15 protein-coding genes are annotated in these 17,310 nt (G+C 34.2%); 7 read left to right on the top strand and 8 right to left on the bottom strand.

The window, feature by feature from the left end:
- Positions 1-237: 237 nt before the first annotated feature.
- The 8 genes from groL to miaB all read right to left on the bottom strand — a co-directional run bounded on the left by groL (position 238) and on the right by miaB (position 7,931).
- On the bottom strand, positions 238-1,869 hold the full coding sequence (groL, locus tag P7122_RS02080) for a chaperonin GroEL (protein WP_278004113.1): 1,632 nt from the start codon (positions 1,867-1,869) through the stop codon (positions 238-240).
- Positions 1,870-1,973: 104 nt separating this feature from the next.
- Positions 1,974-2,249, bottom strand: a complete 276-nt coding sequence (locus tag P7122_RS02075) for a co-chaperone GroES (RefSeq protein ID WP_278004112.1) — start codon at positions 2,247-2,249, stop codon at positions 1,974-1,976.
- A 176-nt stretch (positions 2,250-2,425) separates the two neighbouring features.
- Positions 2,426-2,764 (bottom strand): preprotein translocase subunit SecG, encoded by a 339-nt coding sequence (gene secG / locus P7122_RS02070; protein WP_278004111.1) that lies wholly within the window; start codon positions 2,762-2,764, stop codon positions 2,426-2,428.
- Position 2,765: 1 nt separating this feature from the next.
- The gene (locus P7122_RS02065) at positions 2,766-3,692 is read right to left on the bottom strand and encodes a DUF8458 domain-containing protein (RefSeq protein WP_278004110.1); all 927 of its coding nucleotides are present in this window, start codon (positions 3,690-3,692) and stop codon (positions 2,766-2,768) included.
- 3 nt (positions 3,693-3,695) lie between these two features.
- Positions 3,696-4,199, bottom strand: coding sequence for an LptE family protein (locus P7122_RS02060; RefSeq protein ID WP_278004109.1), 504 nt, complete (start codon positions 4,197-4,199; stop codon positions 3,696-3,698).
- 67 nt (positions 4,200-4,266) lie between these two features.
- Positions 4,267-5,532 (bottom strand): sigma-54 interaction domain-containing protein, encoded by a 1,266-nt coding sequence (locus P7122_RS02055; RefSeq protein WP_278004108.1) that lies wholly within the window; start codon positions 5,530-5,532, stop codon positions 4,267-4,269.
- Between the two features lie 2 nt (positions 5,533-5,534).
- A complete protein-coding gene (locus P7122_RS02050; protein ID WP_278004107.1) occupies positions 5,535-6,470 on the bottom strand; it encodes a hypothetical protein in 936 nt (311 codons plus the stop codon).
- A gap of 12 nt (positions 6,471-6,482) precedes the next feature.
- Positions 6,483-7,931 (bottom strand): tRNA (N6-isopentenyl adenosine(37)-C2)-methylthiotransferase MiaB, encoded by a 1,449-nt coding sequence (gene miaB / locus P7122_RS02045; protein WP_278004106.1) that lies wholly within the window; start codon positions 7,929-7,931, stop codon positions 6,483-6,485.
- A gap of 205 nt (positions 7,932-8,136) precedes the next feature.
- Here miaB and P7122_RS02040 point away from each other — a divergent pair, with 205 nt between their 5' ends.
- The 7 genes from P7122_RS02040 (at position 8,137) to porN (ending at position 17,260) form a co-directional block, all read left to right on the top strand.
- Complete coding sequence (locus P7122_RS02040) at positions 8,137-8,577, top strand: hypothetical protein (protein WP_278004105.1); 441 nt, start codon at positions 8,137-8,139, stop codon at positions 8,575-8,577.
- A gap of 156 nt (positions 8,578-8,733) precedes the next feature.
- Positions 8,734-11,241 (top strand): type I DNA topoisomerase, encoded by a 2,508-nt coding sequence (topA, locus tag P7122_RS02035; RefSeq protein ID WP_278004104.1) that lies wholly within the window; start codon positions 8,734-8,736, stop codon positions 11,239-11,241.
- 6 nt (positions 11,242-11,247) lie between these two features.
- The gene (locus P7122_RS02030; RefSeq protein WP_278004103.1) at positions 11,248-12,414 is read left to right on the top strand and encodes a formimidoylglutamase; all 1,167 of its coding nucleotides are present in this window, start codon (positions 11,248-11,250) and stop codon (positions 12,412-12,414) included.
- A gap of 166 nt (positions 12,415-12,580) precedes the next feature.
- A complete protein-coding gene (porK, locus tag P7122_RS02025; protein ID WP_496196791.1) occupies positions 12,581-13,927 on the top strand; it encodes a T9SS ring complex lipoprotein PorK/GldK in 1,347 nt (448 codons plus the stop codon).
- 84 nt (positions 13,928-14,011) lie between these two features.
- On the top strand, positions 14,012-14,650 hold the full coding sequence (porL, locus tag P7122_RS02020) for a type IX secretion system motor protein PorL/GldL (RefSeq protein WP_278004101.1): 639 nt from the start codon (positions 14,012-14,014) through the stop codon (positions 14,648-14,650).
- A gap of 52 nt (positions 14,651-14,702) precedes the next feature.
- Positions 14,703-16,289 (top strand): type IX secretion system motor protein PorM/GldM, encoded by a 1,587-nt coding sequence (porM, locus tag P7122_RS02015; RefSeq protein ID WP_278004100.1) that lies wholly within the window; start codon positions 14,703-14,705, stop codon positions 16,287-16,289.
- A 62-nt stretch (positions 16,290-16,351) separates the two neighbouring features.
- Positions 16,352-17,260 carry a type IX secretion system ring subunit PorN/GldN gene (gene porN / locus P7122_RS02010; protein ID WP_278004099.1) on the top strand — a complete coding sequence of 303 codons (909 nt, stop codon included), beginning with the start codon at positions 16,352-16,354 and terminating at the stop codon, positions 17,258-17,260.
- Positions 17,261-17,310: the final 50 nt, after the last annotated feature.

Genomic DNA, 17,310 nt, shown 5'->3' with positions numbered 1-17,310 from the left:
TCTCCAAAGAAGAAGTAATTTTGTGGTTGGCTTATTGTATATAAGCCTAATTTTTTTGGTAAATTGATTGAGATTCCACCTCCAAAAGAGGTGGTTTTTATATTTAATTAAATTTCAATTTAATATATTCTGTAAAGACAAAAGCCTTTGATGAAAATCAAAGGCTTTTGTCTTTACTATTCAAACTCAACAATTCTATCTAAAACATTGAGTTTATTGCTTGCCGAAGTGTTCGACCTACATCATTCCTGGCATTCCGCCTCCACCCATTGGTGGCATTGCAGGAGCATCTTCTTTTATATCTACTAAAGCACACTCTGTGGTTAAGATCATACCAGCTACAGAAGCTGCATTTTCTAAAGCAATACGCGTTACTTTCTTAGGGTCTATAATACCAGCTTTAAGCATATCTACGTATTGTTCTGACTTAGCATCGTAACCAAAGTCTTTTTTGCCTTCTAACACTTTATTGATAACTACAGATCCTTCACCACCAGCGTTCTCAACAATAGTTCTTAAAGGAGCTTCAATCGCTTTATTAACGATTTGTACACCTGTAGTTTCGTCAAGGTTATCTGTAGTGATTTTTTCTAAAGTCTTTTTAGCTCTTACTAAAGCAACTCCTCCACCAGCAACAATACCTTCTTCTACAGCAGCACGTGTAGCATGTAAAGCATCATCAACACGATCTTTCTTTTCTTTCATTTCTACTTCAGAAGCTGCGCCAACATATAATACAGCAACACCACCAGCTAATTTTGCTAAACGCTCTTGCAGTTTTTCTTTATCATAGTCAGAAGTGGTTGTTTCTATCTGAGCTTTAATTTGGTTAACTCTAGCTTTAATGTCTGAAGTATTTCCGTTACCATTTACGATAGTTGTGTTGTCTTTGTCTATCATTACAGACTCAGCAGTACCTAACATAGAAAGATCAGCGTTTTCTAATGAGAAACCTCTTTCTTCAGAGATTACAGTACCACCAGTTAAGATTGCAATATCCTCTAACATAGCTTTACGTCTGTCTCCAAAACCAGGAGCTTTTACTGCTGCAATTTTAAGACCACCACGTAATTTATTAACCACTAAAGTAGCTAAAGCTTGTCCTTCTACATCTTCTGCGATGATTAATAACGGACGACCAGATTGAGCAACTGGTTCTAGGATTGGAAGAATTTCTTGTAAGTTAGAAATCTTCTTATCGAATAATAAAATGTATGGATTTTCTAAATCTGCAACCATCTTATCAGCATCAGTCACAAAATAAGGAGATAAATAACCTCTGTCAAACTGCATTCCTTCTACAACGTCTACATAAGTATCTGTTCCTTTTGCTTCTTCAACAGTGATTACACCTTCTTTCCCAACTTTTCCAAAAGCTTCAGCGATAAGCTCACCAATAGTATTATCATTGTTAGCAGAAATAGAGGCCACTTGCTGAATTTTTTCAGAAGAGTTACCTACTTTTTTTGCTTGCTTTTCTAAGTCTGCAGTAATTGTTTCTACAGCTTTGTCAATACCACGTTTTAGGTCCATTGGGTTAGCGCCTGCAGCAACGTTTTTTAAGCCTTCTTTTACGATAGCTTGTGCTAAAACAGTTGCAGTTGTTGTACCATCACCTGCTAAATCGTTAGTTTTAGAGGCAACTTCTTTTACCATTTGAGCTCCCATGTTTTCTAGCTCATCCTCTAGTTCAATCTCTTTAGCTACAGAAACACCATCTTTGGTTACTTGAGGTGCACCAAATGATTTACCAATAATTACGTTACGTCCTTTTGGTCCTAAAGTTACTTTTACTGCGTTTGCTAAAGCATCAACACCACGTTTTAGTCCGTCGCGTGCTTCAATATCGAATTTTATATCTTTTGCCATTTTTTTTTAATTTTTAGCTTTTTGCCTCTAGCTATTTGCTATAGGCTTATAAGTTTATTAATTGATTTTAGGTGCTAAAAGCCAAGGGCTAATAGCTAAAGTTTTTAAACAATTGCTAAAATGTCGCTTTCGCGCATTATTAAATAGTCTTTACCTTCTAACTTTAACTCAGTGCCACCATACTTTCCGTAAAGTACAGTATCGCCAACTTTAACGGTTAAAGGTTCATCCTTCTTGCCATTGCCAACAGCAACAACAGTCCCTTTTTGCGGTTTTTCTTTTGCATTATCTGGAATAATAATACCAGAAGCTGTTTTTGTCTCAGCTTCCTTTGGTTCTACAAGAACTCTGTCTGCTAAAGGTTTAATGTTTAAAGCCATTTGTTATAATATTTTTGATTAATTAAAATTTGTTTTAACGCTATAGCGTTATTCGAAAATTATGCCAAGACAAACAGACTGACAAACTTTCAGATAGACTTGTCTGCCTAAAATATGAAGCATAAAAAAAGCCAACTATATAGTTGGCTTAGTAGTATTGTTAATAAAAGGAATTATTAATTCCCTGTACCGTCAGTAGTACCAGCATCTTCTGTGCTTGCAGGAGTTGATGCAGGCATTTCAACAGCTTCTTTTTCGTCTAAAGCTTTAGAGTCAATATTGTTGTCTGAAGGAATAGTTAAGTTTGATGCAAGGATTAAAACAATTAATGCTGTACCTAAAAACCAAGTACTTTTGTCTAAGAAGTCACCTGTCTTTTTTACACCACCTAATTGTTGTGTGCCTCCGCCACCAAAAGAAGATGATAAACCTCCTCCTTTAGGGTTTTGTACCATAATTACTACTACCAATAGAAAGGCTACTGCTACGATTAAGATTAAAAATATTGTAAACATTTTATATAGTATTATCTTTTAATTCTTCTACCAATTTTATTTGGTCTGCAAAGAAACTACTTTTTTCTGGATATTTCAAACTTAAAATTTTATAAGATTGAATAGCCTTGTCGTAGTTTTTTTGTTCTAAATAAATTCTGGCTAAAGTTTCTGTCATTAAACTGTCAGAAACATCATCGTTATTATTTACTAATTTGGGCTTTGGTGTATGACTGGCAACTGGTTTTATCTTAGGGTTTTCGCTTATAAACTTGTCAATAAGATCTAGTTTATTGGCTAGTGGTTGCGTTGTGTACTCTTTTTTTGTTTCTTCTGTTTGAGTTTCTGTTTCCCTTTCAATAGGTCTAAAACTTGTAATTTTTAACCACTCTGTAAAAGAATGACTTTCATTTTTATTAAACTCTAGAGGTTTTCCAATATTGAGTTTTTCTTCTGGTGTTATGTTTTTTACATCAACCGAAATTATAGAATCTTCAATTTTTGGAGTTTCCTCTTTTTTGGTTGGTTGCTGTTGAGGTTTTATTTCAAATAAATTTGGGTCTAAAACACCTTCAGTTGCTTTAATGTGTTCTTTTAGTGCATCATCAATGGTAACACTTTTATTTACAGAAATATCATCAGCTTCATTAACTTCCAGAGCTTTTATATGCTCAGAATTTTGTTTGATATGATTAGAAATTTCATTCTGGTTAAATACTTCAGAAGTAATATAATCGAACAAAACACTACGGTCTGCGGTATGAGCAGCTGTTACTTTTAAAGCATTGTTGTATTTGAAGCTTTCCTTTTGCTTAAGACCTTTAAGGTATAAGGCACGTAAGGGCTGAAAGTAAGGATACTCATTAGTTTTAGTCAAGAGCGCATCGGTTTGAGACGCTGTAACAGCTTCAGGATGCTGAAGTAAATATGTTAATTCTTTTAGTTGCATATATTACCAATTGGCTAAAGATGCATTGAATATATCTTGAGTTAATCGTTCAAAAATAACCTCAAATGCTTCATCTTTAGTGCCGCCAATAAGTTGAGCATTGGCATCAAAATCATAGAAAAATGAAAAACGTTGTTCAAAATCCTTTTCTTCGTCTAAGGTGTTGAAATATCTAACATTGACGCTTACAGTTAGTCTGTTTTGTGCTGCTTTGTTGTCTGATGTTGCTGTCATTGGAGCGATTCTGTATTCAACAATTTCACCTTCAAAAAGTAAATCACCTCCTGTTGTAACTAAACTTAAACTTGTTTGATTTTGTACTAAATCTTGAAGTGCATTTGTAAAATCTATATCTAAACCAGGTTCTACCAATTCAGCATTATTCTGAAAGAAGTTTACTTGAAATGTCTTTGCATCACCTGTGTCTGCACCAGTAAAGGAATATATGCCACAACCAGTAAGTGCTAGCGAAAGAAATAGTATGCTGATATATTTTAATAATCTCATGTAGCGTTTTTTTATTATCTGAACGTGTTAGCTTTGTTTATAGTGCTAATATTGTCCTAATCTTTTCTTAAAGATCGTATTGCTTTATTTTTCTGTAAAGTGTACGTTCGCTTATTCCAAGCTCTGATGCAGCGAGTTTTCTCTTTCCGTTATGGCGTTCTAAAGACTTTTTTATGAGTTCTAACTCCTTGTCTTGTAGCGATAAAGTTTCTTCTTCCTCAATTTCTTCAGCAAAATGATATTTGTCATCTACATCAGTAGATAAAGGTTCGTTAACCTCAGAGTGCTCAGGTATAGATAGAACTTCTAAATCTTCAACAGTGTTTTCAAAATCTTCATCATCGTCATTACCATAGATTTTCTGAATAAGATGCTCGTTATCTTTCTGAACATCAGAAACACTTCCAGACTTCATGAGTTCCATGGTTAACTTTTTAAGGTCATTCAAATCACTTTTCATGTCGAATAAAACCTTATAAAGTATTTCTCTTTCACTGCTAAAATCACTTTCAGATTTAGATGTATTTATTACAGCAGGTAAGTTAGAACCTGTGTTTGGTAAATAATTCTGAAGTGTAATTGCATTAATAGTGCGGTTGTGTTCTAAAACAGAAACTTGCTCTGCGACATTTCGTAATTGACGAATGTTACCATTCCAACGGTATTTTAAAAGTAAAGCAACAGCATCATCAGTTAATTTTACTGTTGGCATTTTATATTTTAGAGCAAAGTCGCTTGCAAATTTTCTAAACAATAAATGAATGTCTTCCTTGCGTTCTCTCAAAGCAGGAAGATTGATTTCTATAGTACTTAAACGGTAGTAAAGATCTTCTCTAAACCTTTCTTTCTTAATAGCTTCAAACATATTAACGTTTGTAGCTGCTACGATTCTTACATTGGTTTTTTGGACCTTACTAGAACCTACCTTAATAAACTCTCCATTTTCTAAAACACGAAGCAAACGTACTTGTGTTGTTAATGGTAATTCACCAACTTCATCTAAAAAGATGGTTCCGCCATCTGCAACTTCAAAATAACCAGAACGTGTTTGTGTAGCACCTGTAAACGCACCTTTTTCGTGACCAAACAACTCACTGTCTATAGTGCCTTCTGGTATAGCACCACAGTTTACAGCAATATATTTGCCGTGCTTTCTGTGAGAAAGTTGGTGTATAATTTTTGGAATACTCTCTTTACCAACACCACTTTCTCCAGTTACCAATACAGAAATATCTGTTGCAGCAACCTGAATGGCTTTTTCTATGGCACGATTGAGTTTAGGGTCGTTACCAATAATGCCGAAGCGTTGTTTTATGGCTTGTATGGATTCCATGTTTAATTAACGTAGTTAAATCTTTCGTTAATTTCTATCATTAAATCAGCTCCAAAATCGTAAGCAATATCACGACTTGTAATTCTTCCGGCTGTGTTGTACGCTAAATCAAAAGTGAAGGTGTCTCCGTTAAATGTAGCTCCATTCCAATTGTTTGTAGAGTGAAACTGAGCAATTATAGGTCCTATTTCGTCAGAATAGTCATCACTTAAAAAGTTTAATAGGTAATTGTCGTTGTATACAACTTGTAATGGGTTGGTATTGTCGTCAAAAGCATAGGTATAGTTACTGTCTAACTCACCTGTGCCTACACTGTTGTTAATATTGCCAAGTCCATTATAGGTAATTGTTTCTACTTGTATAGAAGTAGTACCATCAAAAGATTCCTTTTTTATAACTCTGTCAAACCCATCTATTGTAAATACTGTAGAAATGCTTGAGCCTTCAACAGTTCTTGTAATTAAGTTACCGTCGTATGTGAAGTTGTAAACGTAGTCTTCAAAGTCATCTTCAAAATAGTCGTACGTAATTTGTGAGATTTGTCCGTTGGTGTATGTAATGATATATTCATTGGTAGTTGTACCATTAGAGTTTACAGATACATTACTTGTTATTTGTCCTTGAGCATTACGAGTAAAGGTTTGGTTTTCTGTTTCGTTTGGAGCTCCTTCAAATTCAAAAACTGTTGTACTTGATACAATTTTATTGTCTGAAATATTAAGGTCAGAATTTGTAATTGTACGTATAGGAAGACCAAAGAAATTAATAGAAGTGTCTGTGTCTAGCTCATACATAGATAATGTAAGATCTGCACTGTTGCTACCTCCATTGTTACCGCCACCATTGCTTGGACCTCCAGCTAAATCAGAATCTAAAGGTTCGTTTTCACAAGCTGTTACTAAAGTAAATGCACAAAGTAATAATAAGATTTTTTTCATGAATAAGATTGATTAAGAGTTGTTTTTTGAATAGCCTACAGCCTCACCAATAAGTGTGGCACTTGTGCAGTCTAATATTTTTACGTTAACAAAGTCACCTGGTTTGTAATGTTCTTTTGGAAAAACAGCAACCATATTTTGGCTGTTTCTACCAGACCAGTGTTCGTCAGATTTTTTAGAAGATTTTTCTATTAAAATTTCTTCTACTTTGCCTACATGTTGTTGTGTTCTATATAAACTATGTCTGCGTTGTAGCGCTTGTATCTCGTTAAGACGTCGTTGTTTTACATCTGCAGGTACATCGTCTTCCATTTTTCTGCCAGCCAGTGTACCAGGGCGCTCAGAGTAAGCAAACATAAAACCGTAATCATATTTTACGTATTCCATAAGCGTTAAGGTATCTTGGTGGTCTTCTTCAGTTTCTGTAGGAAAACCAGCAATCATATCTTGGCTTATAGCAACGTCTGGAATAATACGTTGTATATTATCTATAAGTTCAAAGTACTCTTCGCGTGTGTGTAAACGATTCATTTCTTTAAGAATACGATTACTTCCGCTTTGTACAGGTAAGTGTATATAGTTACAGATGTTTTCATACTTAGCCATAGTCTCAATAACATCTAAAGTCATGTCCTGAGGATTAGATGTTGAGAATCTAAAACGCATTTTAGGTTGTGCTTTGGCGCACAGCTCAAGAAGATTAGCAAAATTTACAGCGGTAGCTTTTTGTAGATCAGAAGCTTTTTCAAAATCTTTTTTAAGGCCACCACCATACCATAAGTAACTATCAACATTTTGTCCTAAAAGGGTAACTTCTTTATAACCTTTGTTCCATAAGTCGTTTACTTCTTCTATAACACTTTGAGGGTCTCTACTGCGCTCTCGTCCTCTGGTAAAAGGAACCACACAAAACGTACACATGTTATCGCAACCTCTGGTTATAGATACAAAAGCGCTAACACCATTACTGTTTAATCTTACAGGTGAAATGTCTCCATAAGTCTCTTCTTTAGATAAGATAACGTTAATAGCATCTCTACCTTCATCAACATCTGCTAAAAGATTTGGTAAATCTTTATAAGCATCTGGGCCAACAACTAAGTCAACGATTTTTTCTTCATCTAAAAACTTAGTTTTTAGTCGCTCTGCCATACAGCCTAAAACACCAACTTTCATTGATGGGTTTTTATCCTTGATTTTATCGTAGTATTTAAGGCGTTTTCTAACCGTTTGCTCAGCTTTGTCTCTAATAGAGCATGTGTTTACCAAAACCAAATCAGCATCTTCCAGGTTTTGTGTTGTGTTGTATCCTTGATTAGACAGTATAGAAGCTACAATTTCACTGTCGCTAAAGTTCATTTGGCAACCGTAACTCTCAATAAACAACTTTTTTTTGTTGCCGTCTTTTTGGTCTAAAATCAAGGCTTCACCTTGTTTGTTTTCGTCAATTATTTTCTCCATCTATTCAAAGCTCACTGTAGTGAGTAATTATTGTTTTTTCAAATAGTCAATAAACATGCAAAGATAGTATTATTTTGTAGACTGTGACAAAGTGGCAGTTTTAAAAAGTAATTTATAATTGCTTCAAATTATTATTTTTACAAAGTTTTTTGATTTTGGTGTGCAACCATTTCATTTAATTACATCTTATATAAAAAATAAACTTATGAAATATTCAAAAATGATAATGGCTTTAGTATGTGTAGCTCTGTTTTTAAATATGCAGTGTGATGACGAAGGTATGTCTTTGCCAGAAAGTAATTGTGCAAGTTTTGCTGCAATTGATAGTTATACTTACGGAAATTCAGCTACCAGTTCTTACACTATTAATAATGTGTCTATTAATGAGGATTGTCTTGCGATTGAGGTTTCGGCTACAGGTTGTGATGGTAATACATGGGGAATGCAATTGGTAGATTCTGATGTTGTTTCAGAGTCTAATCCACCAGAACGATTTGTAAAGTTCTTTTTAATAAATACGGAAGATTGTTTAGCGGTTGTAGATAGAGCGCGTTCGTTTGATCTTACACCGTTGCAAGTAGAAGGAGTAAATGAAATTATTATCAATGTTGATGAATATTCAGAGCCTATTACGTATACGTACTAGTAAAAGTATTATATCAAACTAAAAAAAGTCTTGTTTTTACAAGGCTTTTTTTAGTTTGAAATATTAAAACACTATAATAAAGTAATGGCTATTTAAAACCAAATTAGGATTGTAAATTTATTTTCGCATACATTTGTAACCTCAAAAAAAAGAAGAATGCCGAAGAATCTAGTTATTGTTGAGTCACCTGCAAAGGCTAAAACCATAGAGAAGTTTTTAGGAAAAGATTATAAAGTAGAGTCTAGTTTTGGACACATTTCAGACCTGCCTTCCAAGGAATTAGGTGTGGATGTAGAGGGAGATTTTGATCCTAAATATAAGGTGTCTAAAGACAAGCGAGATGTCGTAAAAAAATTAAAAGAATTAGCAAAGAAAGCCGAAATGGTTTGGCTGGCAAGTGATGAGGATCGTGAGGGAGAAGCTATAGCATGGCATTTGGCAGAAGCGCTAGATTTAGATAAAGAAAAGACCAAGCGTATTGTATTTCATGAAATTACAAAAAGCGCAATAAATAAAGCTATTGAGAATCCTCGTGGCATAGATTATAACTTAGTAGATGCTCAGCAGGCAAGACGTGTTTTAGATCGTATTGTAGGTTATGAGTTGTCTCCGGTTTTATGGAGAAAAGTTAAAGGAGGTTTATCAGCAGGTAGAGTACAATCTGTATCTGTAAGACTTATTGTAGAGCGCGAGCGCGAAATACAAGATTTTAATCCAGAAGCATCCTATAGAGTAGATGCAGAATTTACTTCAGAGGATGGAAAATCATTTAAAGCTAAATTACCAAAGAACTTTGGGTCAGAAGAAGAGGCTTTAGAATTTTTAAACAATAATAAAGGAGCAACATACGAGGTGGCTGACTTGCAAAAAAAGCCAGCAAAAAAATCACCAGCAGCACCTTTTACAACATCAACATTACAACAAGAAGCGTCAAGAAAGTTAGGGTTCTCAGTAAGTAGAACAATGAGTAATGCACAGCGATTGTATGAGGCTGGTCTTATAACTTATATGAGAACAGATAGTGTTAACCTATCTGATGAAGCAAGAAAAGGAGCAGAAAAAGAAATTATCTCAGCATATGGCTCAGAATATAGTGAGCCAAGAAATTATAAAGGAAAATCTAAAGGTGCTCAAGAGGCTCACGAAGCTATAAGACCAACAGATTTTTCAAACCATATCGTAAGTGTGGAACGCGACCAAGCTAGGCTTTATGATTTAATCTGGAAACGTGCTATAGCATCTCAGATGAGCGAGGCTAAGCTGGAGCGTACAAACCTAAAAATTCAAATTAACAGTACTAAAAAAGTTAGTGAGCAATTCTCTGCAAATGGTGAAATTATAACTTTTGATGGATTCTTAAAAGTATATCTCGAAGGAACTGATGATGAAGATGCAGAGCAAGATGGTATTTTACCAGACTTAAAGGTAGGTGAGGAGCTGTCTAATGATTACATTACAGCGACGCAACGTTTTACTAGACCTCCTTCAAGATTTACAGAAGCATCTTTAGTAAAGCAGTTAGAAGAATTAGGTATTGGTAGACCATCAACATATGCGCCAACAATTTCTACAATTCAAAATAGAAATTATATAGAAAAAGGTACACATGAAGGAGATGAAAGAGCGTACAAGCAGTTAGTCTTTTCAAACCAAAATATAAAAGAAAAGAATCTTACAGAAAAAGTAGGTTCTAATAAAGGAAAGTTAGTGCCAACTGATGTTGGTTTTATCGTTACCGACTTCTTGGTAAATCATTTTGAAAGCATATTAGATTATAACTTTACCGCAAAAGTAGAAGAGAGTTTTGATGATATAGCTGAGGGTAAAGAGGATTGGAAAGCAATGATGAAAGACTTCTATAAAGGTTTTCATCCTCAGGTTGAAGATGTTCAGGAAAATGCTGAGCGCGAAACCGGAGAGCGTATTCTTGGTACAGACCCAAAAACAGGTCGTCAAGTTAGTGTTCGTTTGGGTAAGTTTGGGCCAATGGTGCAAATAGGTACGGTAGACGAAGAAGAAAAACCACAGTTTGCTAGCCTGTCTCCAGATCAACAACTTAATACTATTACTTACGAAGAGGCAATGGATCTTTTTAAGCTTCCAAAAGCTTTAGGTCATTACAAGGATGATGAGGTAGAGGTTAATAATGGACGTTTTGGACCTTACGTAAGATTTGGTAAAAAGTTTGTCTCGTTGCCAAAAGGTGTAGACCCTTTGAGTGTAGAGTTAGATGAAGCTATTGTATATATTAAGGAGAAGGAAAAAGCTGATGCTCCAATATATATTTATCAAGATTTAGAGGTTACAAAAGGAAAAGGACGTTTTGGGCCATTTATTAAATGGAACAATATGTTTATAAATGTGAATAAAAAATACGATTGGGACAATTTATCTGAAGAAGACATTGTAACTTTGATCGAAGAGAAAATCCAAAAAGAAAAGGATAAGCTTATTCATGTTTGGGAAGATGAAGGAATTAGGGTAGAAAAAGCGCGTTGGGGAAGACACAACGTTATAAAAGGTAAGCAGAAAGTTGAGTTGGCAAAAACTGTAGATGTTTCTGATATGACCTTGGAAGAAGCTAAAGCTATTCTAGAGAAAAACGCCCCAAAAAAGAAAACAAGAAAAACTACAAAGAAGAAAACGACCACCAAAAAGAAGTAATACTTTATGAATTTTAATTTTCTAACGCCTGTTTCAGATGCGGTTTTAGCTCACTCAGAACTATTAGCGCAGCAAGCGCTGGGGAAAAAAATCAAAATTCATTCTAAGCAAAATGGAATTCCAGATTTAGAAGGAGTTCAGTTAGCTATTATTGGAGTCGTAGAGAATCGTAATGATGTCAATTATATAGGAGTTGATATTGATTTCGATTCTATAAGGAAAACACTTTATACTTTATTTCCAGGAAATTGGAGCACCAGTATTGCAGATTTAGGAGATATACTTCCTGGTGAATCTGTAGAAGATACTTATTATGCCATTCGTACAGCGATTTCGGTTCTGGTAGAAAAGAATATTATACCTATTATTTTAGGAGGTAGCCAAGATTTAACTTATTCAAATTATCGTGCTTATGATAATTTGATGCCAATGGTAAATGTTGTCAATGTAGATACTAATTTCGATTTGGGAGATGCTAACCTTCCTATAAAGAATAATAGTTATGTTGGTAAGATCATTGTAGAAGAGCCGTACAACCTTTTTAATTATTCCACTATAGGGTATCAAACGTATTTCAATTCTCAAGAAGAAATAGACTTGATGGAGAAGTTGTACTTTGAGTCGTATCGTTTAGGTGAAATATCTGCAGATATTCATAAAGTAGAACCTTTAATGAGAGATGCTCATATAGTTTCTATAGATTTAAAGTCTATAAGAGCTGCAGAAGTAAGTGATAATTTAAAGTATTCTCCAAACGGATTTTCAGGTAAGGAAATTTGTGCAATTACACGTTATGCAGGTATAAGTAATAAGGTATCTTCGTTTGGGATATACGAATATTTTAATTCTAAAAATGATTCTGCTTCCTCTATGCTTATTGCACAAATGATATGGTATTTTATAGAAGGTGTTAATTGTAGAGTTAAGGACGATAATTTTAATAACGAAAATGAGTTTCAGAAGTACAATGTTTTAGTAGAAGATGATGAGCTTATTTTTTATAAAAGTTTAAAAACTGGACGTTGGTGGATAGAAATTCCTTTTTTACCAGATGTTAATAATAAATTAAAAAAGCATACGTTATTACCATGCATGCATGCCGATTATGTACTTGCTACTCAGGGCCAAATACCCGAACGTTGGTATAAAGCCTTTAGGAAGAATAGCTTTTAAATGGAACAGTTAATCGATATTTTAACATTTTGTTTATCGACGAAATGCATTTTTTAAGGATTAACTGTAAAAAAAAATCGAAAAAAGTTGTTTTTTAGAAAATATATAAATATGTTTACGACCTTAAAATTAAGGACGACTAATTTAACCTCGAGTTACTATGAATATTAAGAGATTTATTTTACTTACCGCTGTATTGGTTTTGGTTGCCAGTTGTAATTCTGGAGACCGCGGACAATTAGTAGGTGTTAAAGGTAAAAAATGGCACCCAGAGAAGCCTTATGGTATGACTTTAGTACCAGGAGGAGCTTTTATTATGGGTAAATCAGATGATGACATTGCTGGTGTAAAAGATGCTCCTACAAAAACAGCTACAGTACGTGCATTTTATATGGACGAAACTGAAATCACAAATAGTGAGTATCGTCAATTTGTGTTTTGGGTACGTGACTCTATCTTAAGATATAAGTTAGCTGAAATGGCAGATTTAGAAGGTAAGACTCCAGGTAATGGTGATATAGGCGAGTTTGCTTATGTAGATTCGGATCCAGACAATCTTAATGCATACGAAAGCTATATGTTAAATACATATGGTAATGAGCAAAGAAAGATTAATCGTGATGCAGAATTGTATTTTGCTACAGATGAATATCCTGATGAGCTTTATGCAGAGGTTATGGACGGAATGTATTTACCATTAGAAGAATCTTATAATGGTCAACGTACTTGGGATGTAAAGCAATTTAAATTTCAATACACTTACATGGACATAGCTAAGGCTGCTAAAGATAGAAGCTTAAAGCGTTCTGAAGTTATTCAGCAAGAAGAAGTGGAAATTTATCCAGATACTACAGCTTGGATTAGAGATTTCGCTTATTCATACAATGAGCCAATGCACAATGATTATTTTTGGCATGATGCTTATGGAGATTATCCAGTTGTAGGTGTATCTTGGAAACAAGCACAAGCGTTCTGTCAATGGAGAACATTATACCACAATGGTTACCAAAAAAGTAAAGGAAAGCAACCAATAAATTCATACAGATTACCTTCTGAAGCGGAGTGGGAGTATGCAGCACGTGGAGGCTTACAAGGAGCTTCTTATCCTTGGGGTGGACCTTACACTAAAAACGACAGAGGTTGTTTTATGGCAAACTTTAAGCCATTAAGAGGTGATTATGCAGCAGATCAAGCTTTATACACTGTAGAAGCAGATGCTTACGATCCAAATGATTTCAATTTATATAACATGGCAGGTAACGTTTCAGAATGGGTAAACGGTTCTTACGATCCAGCTTCATATGAATTTTCGTCAACCATTAATCCTAATGTAAATGATCCAGAAAACTCTCGTAAAGTAGTAAGAGGTGGTTCTTGGAAAGATGTTGCATATTTCTTACAAGTAAGCTCTAGAGATTACGAGTATGCAGATTCAGCAAGAAGTTACATAGGTTTTAGAACTGTACAAGATTATATGGGAACTGAGGTTACCAAAAACGCAGCAACTAATTAAACTTAATAATAACCAAATCAAATTAACCTACTTAAGTTATACGAATTATCCATTTTAACTTAAACTAAAAAACTAAACAAAATTATGGCACAAAAAGGAAAACTTTCAACGATGAATATGGTCTATGGACTTGGAGCTGCAATCGTTATTATTGGAGCATTATTCAAAATTCAGCACTGGCCTTATGGATCACTAATCTTAACGATTGGTATGATTGTGGAAGCTATCGTATTTACAATTTCTGCATTCGAGAAAGCTCAAGCAGACTTAGATTGGTCTTTAGTATACCCAGAATTAGCTGGTGGTCAATCTACTGGTAAAAAAGCAGTTAAAAAAGAAGAGCCTAAAGATGCTGAAGGTTTATTATCTAAAAAATTAGACAACTTACTTAAAGAAGCTAAAATTGATGGTGAATTAATGGCTAGCTTAGGTAACAGTATCAAAAACTTCGAAGGTGCAGCTAAGGGTATTAGCCCAACAGTTGATTCTATGGCAGCTCAGAAGAAATATAGCGAAGAAATGTCTTTAGCAGCAGCGCAAATGGAATCTTTAAACAGCCTTTACAAAGTACAAATGGAAAGTGCAAACCGTCAAGCAGCTATCAACGAAGAAGCAGTAGAAAATGCACAGAAATTAAAAGAGCAAATGGCATCTTTAGCATCTAACCTTTCATCTTTAAATGGTGTATATGGTGGAATGTTATCTGCAATGAACAAAAACTAATTAGTTTTTATAATCGATTTAATTAATTAACATTTAAAAAAAACTAATTACAATGGCAGGAGGAAAATTATCTGCAAGGCAGAAAATGATTAACTTAATGTACTTGGTGTTTATTGCAATGATTGCAATGACAACAAGTAAAGAGATACTATCTGCATTTAGCTTATTCAATAATAAATTCGAAAACGCAAATGAGTTAGCTGTAGCTTCTAACACTACACTGTTAAAAGGTTTAGAAAAGCAGGCTAGTGAAAAACCAAAAGATTTTGGTGTAGCATACAATAATGCTCAGAAAGTAAGTTCTATATCTAATGATTTCTTTACATACCTAGAAGGTCAAAAGAAAATGATCTTAACTAAAGGTAATTATGCTGAAAAGTATAAAGAAGAAGGTGAGTTACCGGCAGAAGAAATGGATAAAGGAGATGCTTTAGACGAATTTTGGTTTACTGGTGATCGTCTTACAAAAGAAGGTCAAGCATTTGTTGATAGAATCAATAAATACAAATCAGATATTAATAACCTATTAGGTGATGATGTTGCTTACAACCCAGCTAAAGAAACTCTAGAGCGTCGTTTTAGCACATCTGAAGTAACTAATAAAGATGGCAAGCCACAAAGTTGGTTAGATTACAACTTTAAAGGTTTCCCAGCTGTAGCTTCTTATACTAAGCTTACAGCTATGCAAAATGATATTAAAGCAACTGAAGCAAACCTTTACAATGTATTCTTAGGTAATACTGTAGATGAAGCTACTTCTTTAAAGAATTATACTGCAATTGTTATACCAGACAAAAATGCATTTTTTGCTGGTGAAAAATTTACAGGATCTGTAGTTTTAGGTAAGTATGCTAATGTAACTCCAACAAAATTAAAAGTTGGTGATACAGATTTAGACATGAATAGAGAAGGTGCAATCGACTCTACTGGTGCTGCAAGAATAGAGTTTACAGTAGGAAATGTTGGTGAGCATGATATTAATGGACAATTTACATTCTTAGAAAAAGGTGAAGAATTACCTATTAACTTTAATGGTAAATATGTAGTTGTACCAAGACCTAATTCTGCAACAATTTCAGCAGATAAAATGAATGTAGTTTACCGTGGTGTACCAAACCCAATGACTATTTCTTTTGCAGGTATTGCAGATAATAAAGTAGCTGCATCAGGTAGCGGTTTATCTAGAGCATCAGGACAAGGTAAATATGTAATGAACCCAGGAACTGGTAGTGAAGTTACAATTAATGTTACAGGTACTTTAGATGATGGTTCAAGAGTAAGCGACCGTAAAACATTTAGAATTAAGGATATTCCTGCACCAACAGGTGTTATAGCTGGTCAATCAGGTGTTGTAAAGTTACCTAAGCGTAATGTTGAGATAGGTACTGTAGCTGCGAAATTAGACGATTTCGTATTTGATTTACCAATCCAGGTTACATCATTCAAAATTAGAGTTCCAGGTCAACCTACAGTTAATGTAGCTGGTACAAAAATGAATGCACAAGCTAAGGCGGCTATCAAAAAAGCTAGAAGAGGAGATAACATTACGATTTTTGATATTAAAGCAAAAATCCAAGGTAATTCAAAATACAGACTTAAAAACGTATCACCTGTAATTGTTGAGGTTACTAGTAACTAATAACAATTTACAGAAAGTATTAACGTTATAAAGATTAAGAAACCCAAATTATAATTAATAAGATGAAATTTAAAAGCTTTATATATACAGGATTAATGGTTATAGCTGCAAATAGCGCTTTTGCACAAGCTAATATCCTAAATGCAAAAATACCTGAAGAAATAGGTATGAAGACCGAAGCCGAATTGCTTTTAGACAATGATAAGCCTTTAGAATACGGTTATGTAGGAGATAGAGACATCTTATACTCAAAAATGATTTGGGAAAAAGTTGTATTAGACGAGCGTGTAAACTTTCCATTATATTTTCCTGTAGATGGTAACTTAGGTGATGACCGTAAATCTTTATATAAGGTTTTAATGGAAAACATCGAAAGTGGTATGATTTCTAGAATTTACGGAGATTCTTACTTTACAGAAGAGCGTACTCTTAAGGATATAGAGGCTGCTTTAAGAATGAGAAAGATTACAGATGCAGGTATCGAATATATGAATGAAAATGGTGTGTCAGAGGATGAAATCCCTGAAGAATACATCATTGAAAGAAATATTGAACCAGCAGATATTAGCTCTTATTTAATTAAAGGTTTATGGTATTTTGATAAGCGTCAAGGCGAATTAAAATATAGAATTCTAGGTATTGCACCAGCAGCACCAGATGTAAACTTTATCGATTCAGAAGATGAGGCACAAAAAGAGCCTATAGCTATGTTTTGGGTTTTCTTTCCAGAGGTAAGAGATATTTTACATGAAGCAAAAGCTTTTAATAGTGATAATAGCTCTACACCAATCTCTTTTGATCATTTACTTAATAGTCGTCGTTTTCACGGAATCATTTATAAGGAAGATAACGTGTATGGTGATAGAGAAGTAAAGGAGTATGTAGCTGATAATGCTTTAATGCAACTTTTAGAATCTGAGCGTATCAAAGATCAGATTAGAGATTTTGAACAAGACATGTGGAGTTACTAGTTAACTTTTCATTATAATACTTAAAACGCTCACTTTTAGTGAGCGTTTTT

Source organism: Winogradskyella marincola (assembly GCF_029624125.1).
Lineage (GTDB): Bacteria > Bacteroidota > Bacteroidia > Flavobacteriales > Flavobacteriaceae > Winogradskyella > Winogradskyella marincola.
The sequence above is the reverse complement of the archived record's forward strand: the minus strand, read 5'-3'. Positions and strand labels throughout refer to the sequence as shown.

What these genes read in the sequence shown, in the direction of transcription:
- P7122_RS02040 (WP_278004105.1), top strand. Translation starts at nt 8,137, where the DNA reads ATGAAATATTCAAAAATGATAATGGCTTTAGTATGTGTAGCTCTGTTT.
- P7122_RS02060 (WP_278004109.1), bottom strand. Translation starts at nt 4,199, where the DNA reads ATGAGATTATTAAAATATATCAGCATACTATTTCTTTCGCTAGCACTT.
- miaB (WP_278004106.1), bottom strand. Translation starts at nt 7,931, where the DNA reads ATGGAGAAAATAATTGACGAAAACAAACAAGGTGAAGCCTTGATTTTA.
- P7122_RS02050 (WP_278004107.1), bottom strand. Translation starts at nt 6,470, where the DNA reads ATGAAAAAAATCTTATTATTACTTTGTGCATTTACTTTAGTAACAGCT.
- groL (WP_278004113.1), bottom strand. Translation starts at nt 1,869, where the DNA reads ATGGCAAAAGATATAAAATTCGATATTGAAGCACGCGACGGACTAAAA.
- P7122_RS02055 (WP_278004108.1), bottom strand. Translation starts at nt 5,532, where the DNA reads ATGGAATCCATACAAGCCATAAAACAACGCTTCGGCATTATTGGTAAC.
- P7122_RS02075 (WP_278004112.1), bottom strand. Translation starts at nt 2,249, where the DNA reads ATGGCTTTAAACATTAAACCTTTAGCAGACAGAGTTCTTGTAGAACCA.
- P7122_RS02030 (WP_278004103.1), top strand. Translation starts at nt 11,248, where the DNA reads ATGAATTTTAATTTTCTAACGCCTGTTTCAGATGCGGTTTTAGCTCAC.
- topA (WP_278004104.1), top strand. Translation starts at nt 8,734, where the DNA reads ATGCCGAAGAATCTAGTTATTGTTGAGTCACCTGCAAAGGCTAAAACC.
- porL (WP_278004101.1), top strand. Translation starts at nt 14,012, where the DNA reads ATGGCACAAAAAGGAAAACTTTCAACGATGAATATGGTCTATGGACTT.
- porN (WP_278004099.1), top strand. Translation starts at nt 16,352, where the DNA reads ATGAAATTTAAAAGCTTTATATATACAGGATTAATGGTTATAGCTGCA.
- P7122_RS02065 (WP_278004110.1), bottom strand. Translation starts at nt 3,692, where the DNA reads ATGCAACTAAAAGAATTAACATATTTACTTCAGCATCCTGAAGCTGTT.
- secG (WP_278004111.1), bottom strand. Translation starts at nt 2,764, where the DNA reads ATGTTTACAATATTTTTAATCTTAATCGTAGCAGTAGCCTTTCTATTG.
- porM (WP_278004100.1), top strand. Translation starts at nt 14,703, where the DNA reads ATGGCAGGAGGAAAATTATCTGCAAGGCAGAAAATGATTAACTTAATG.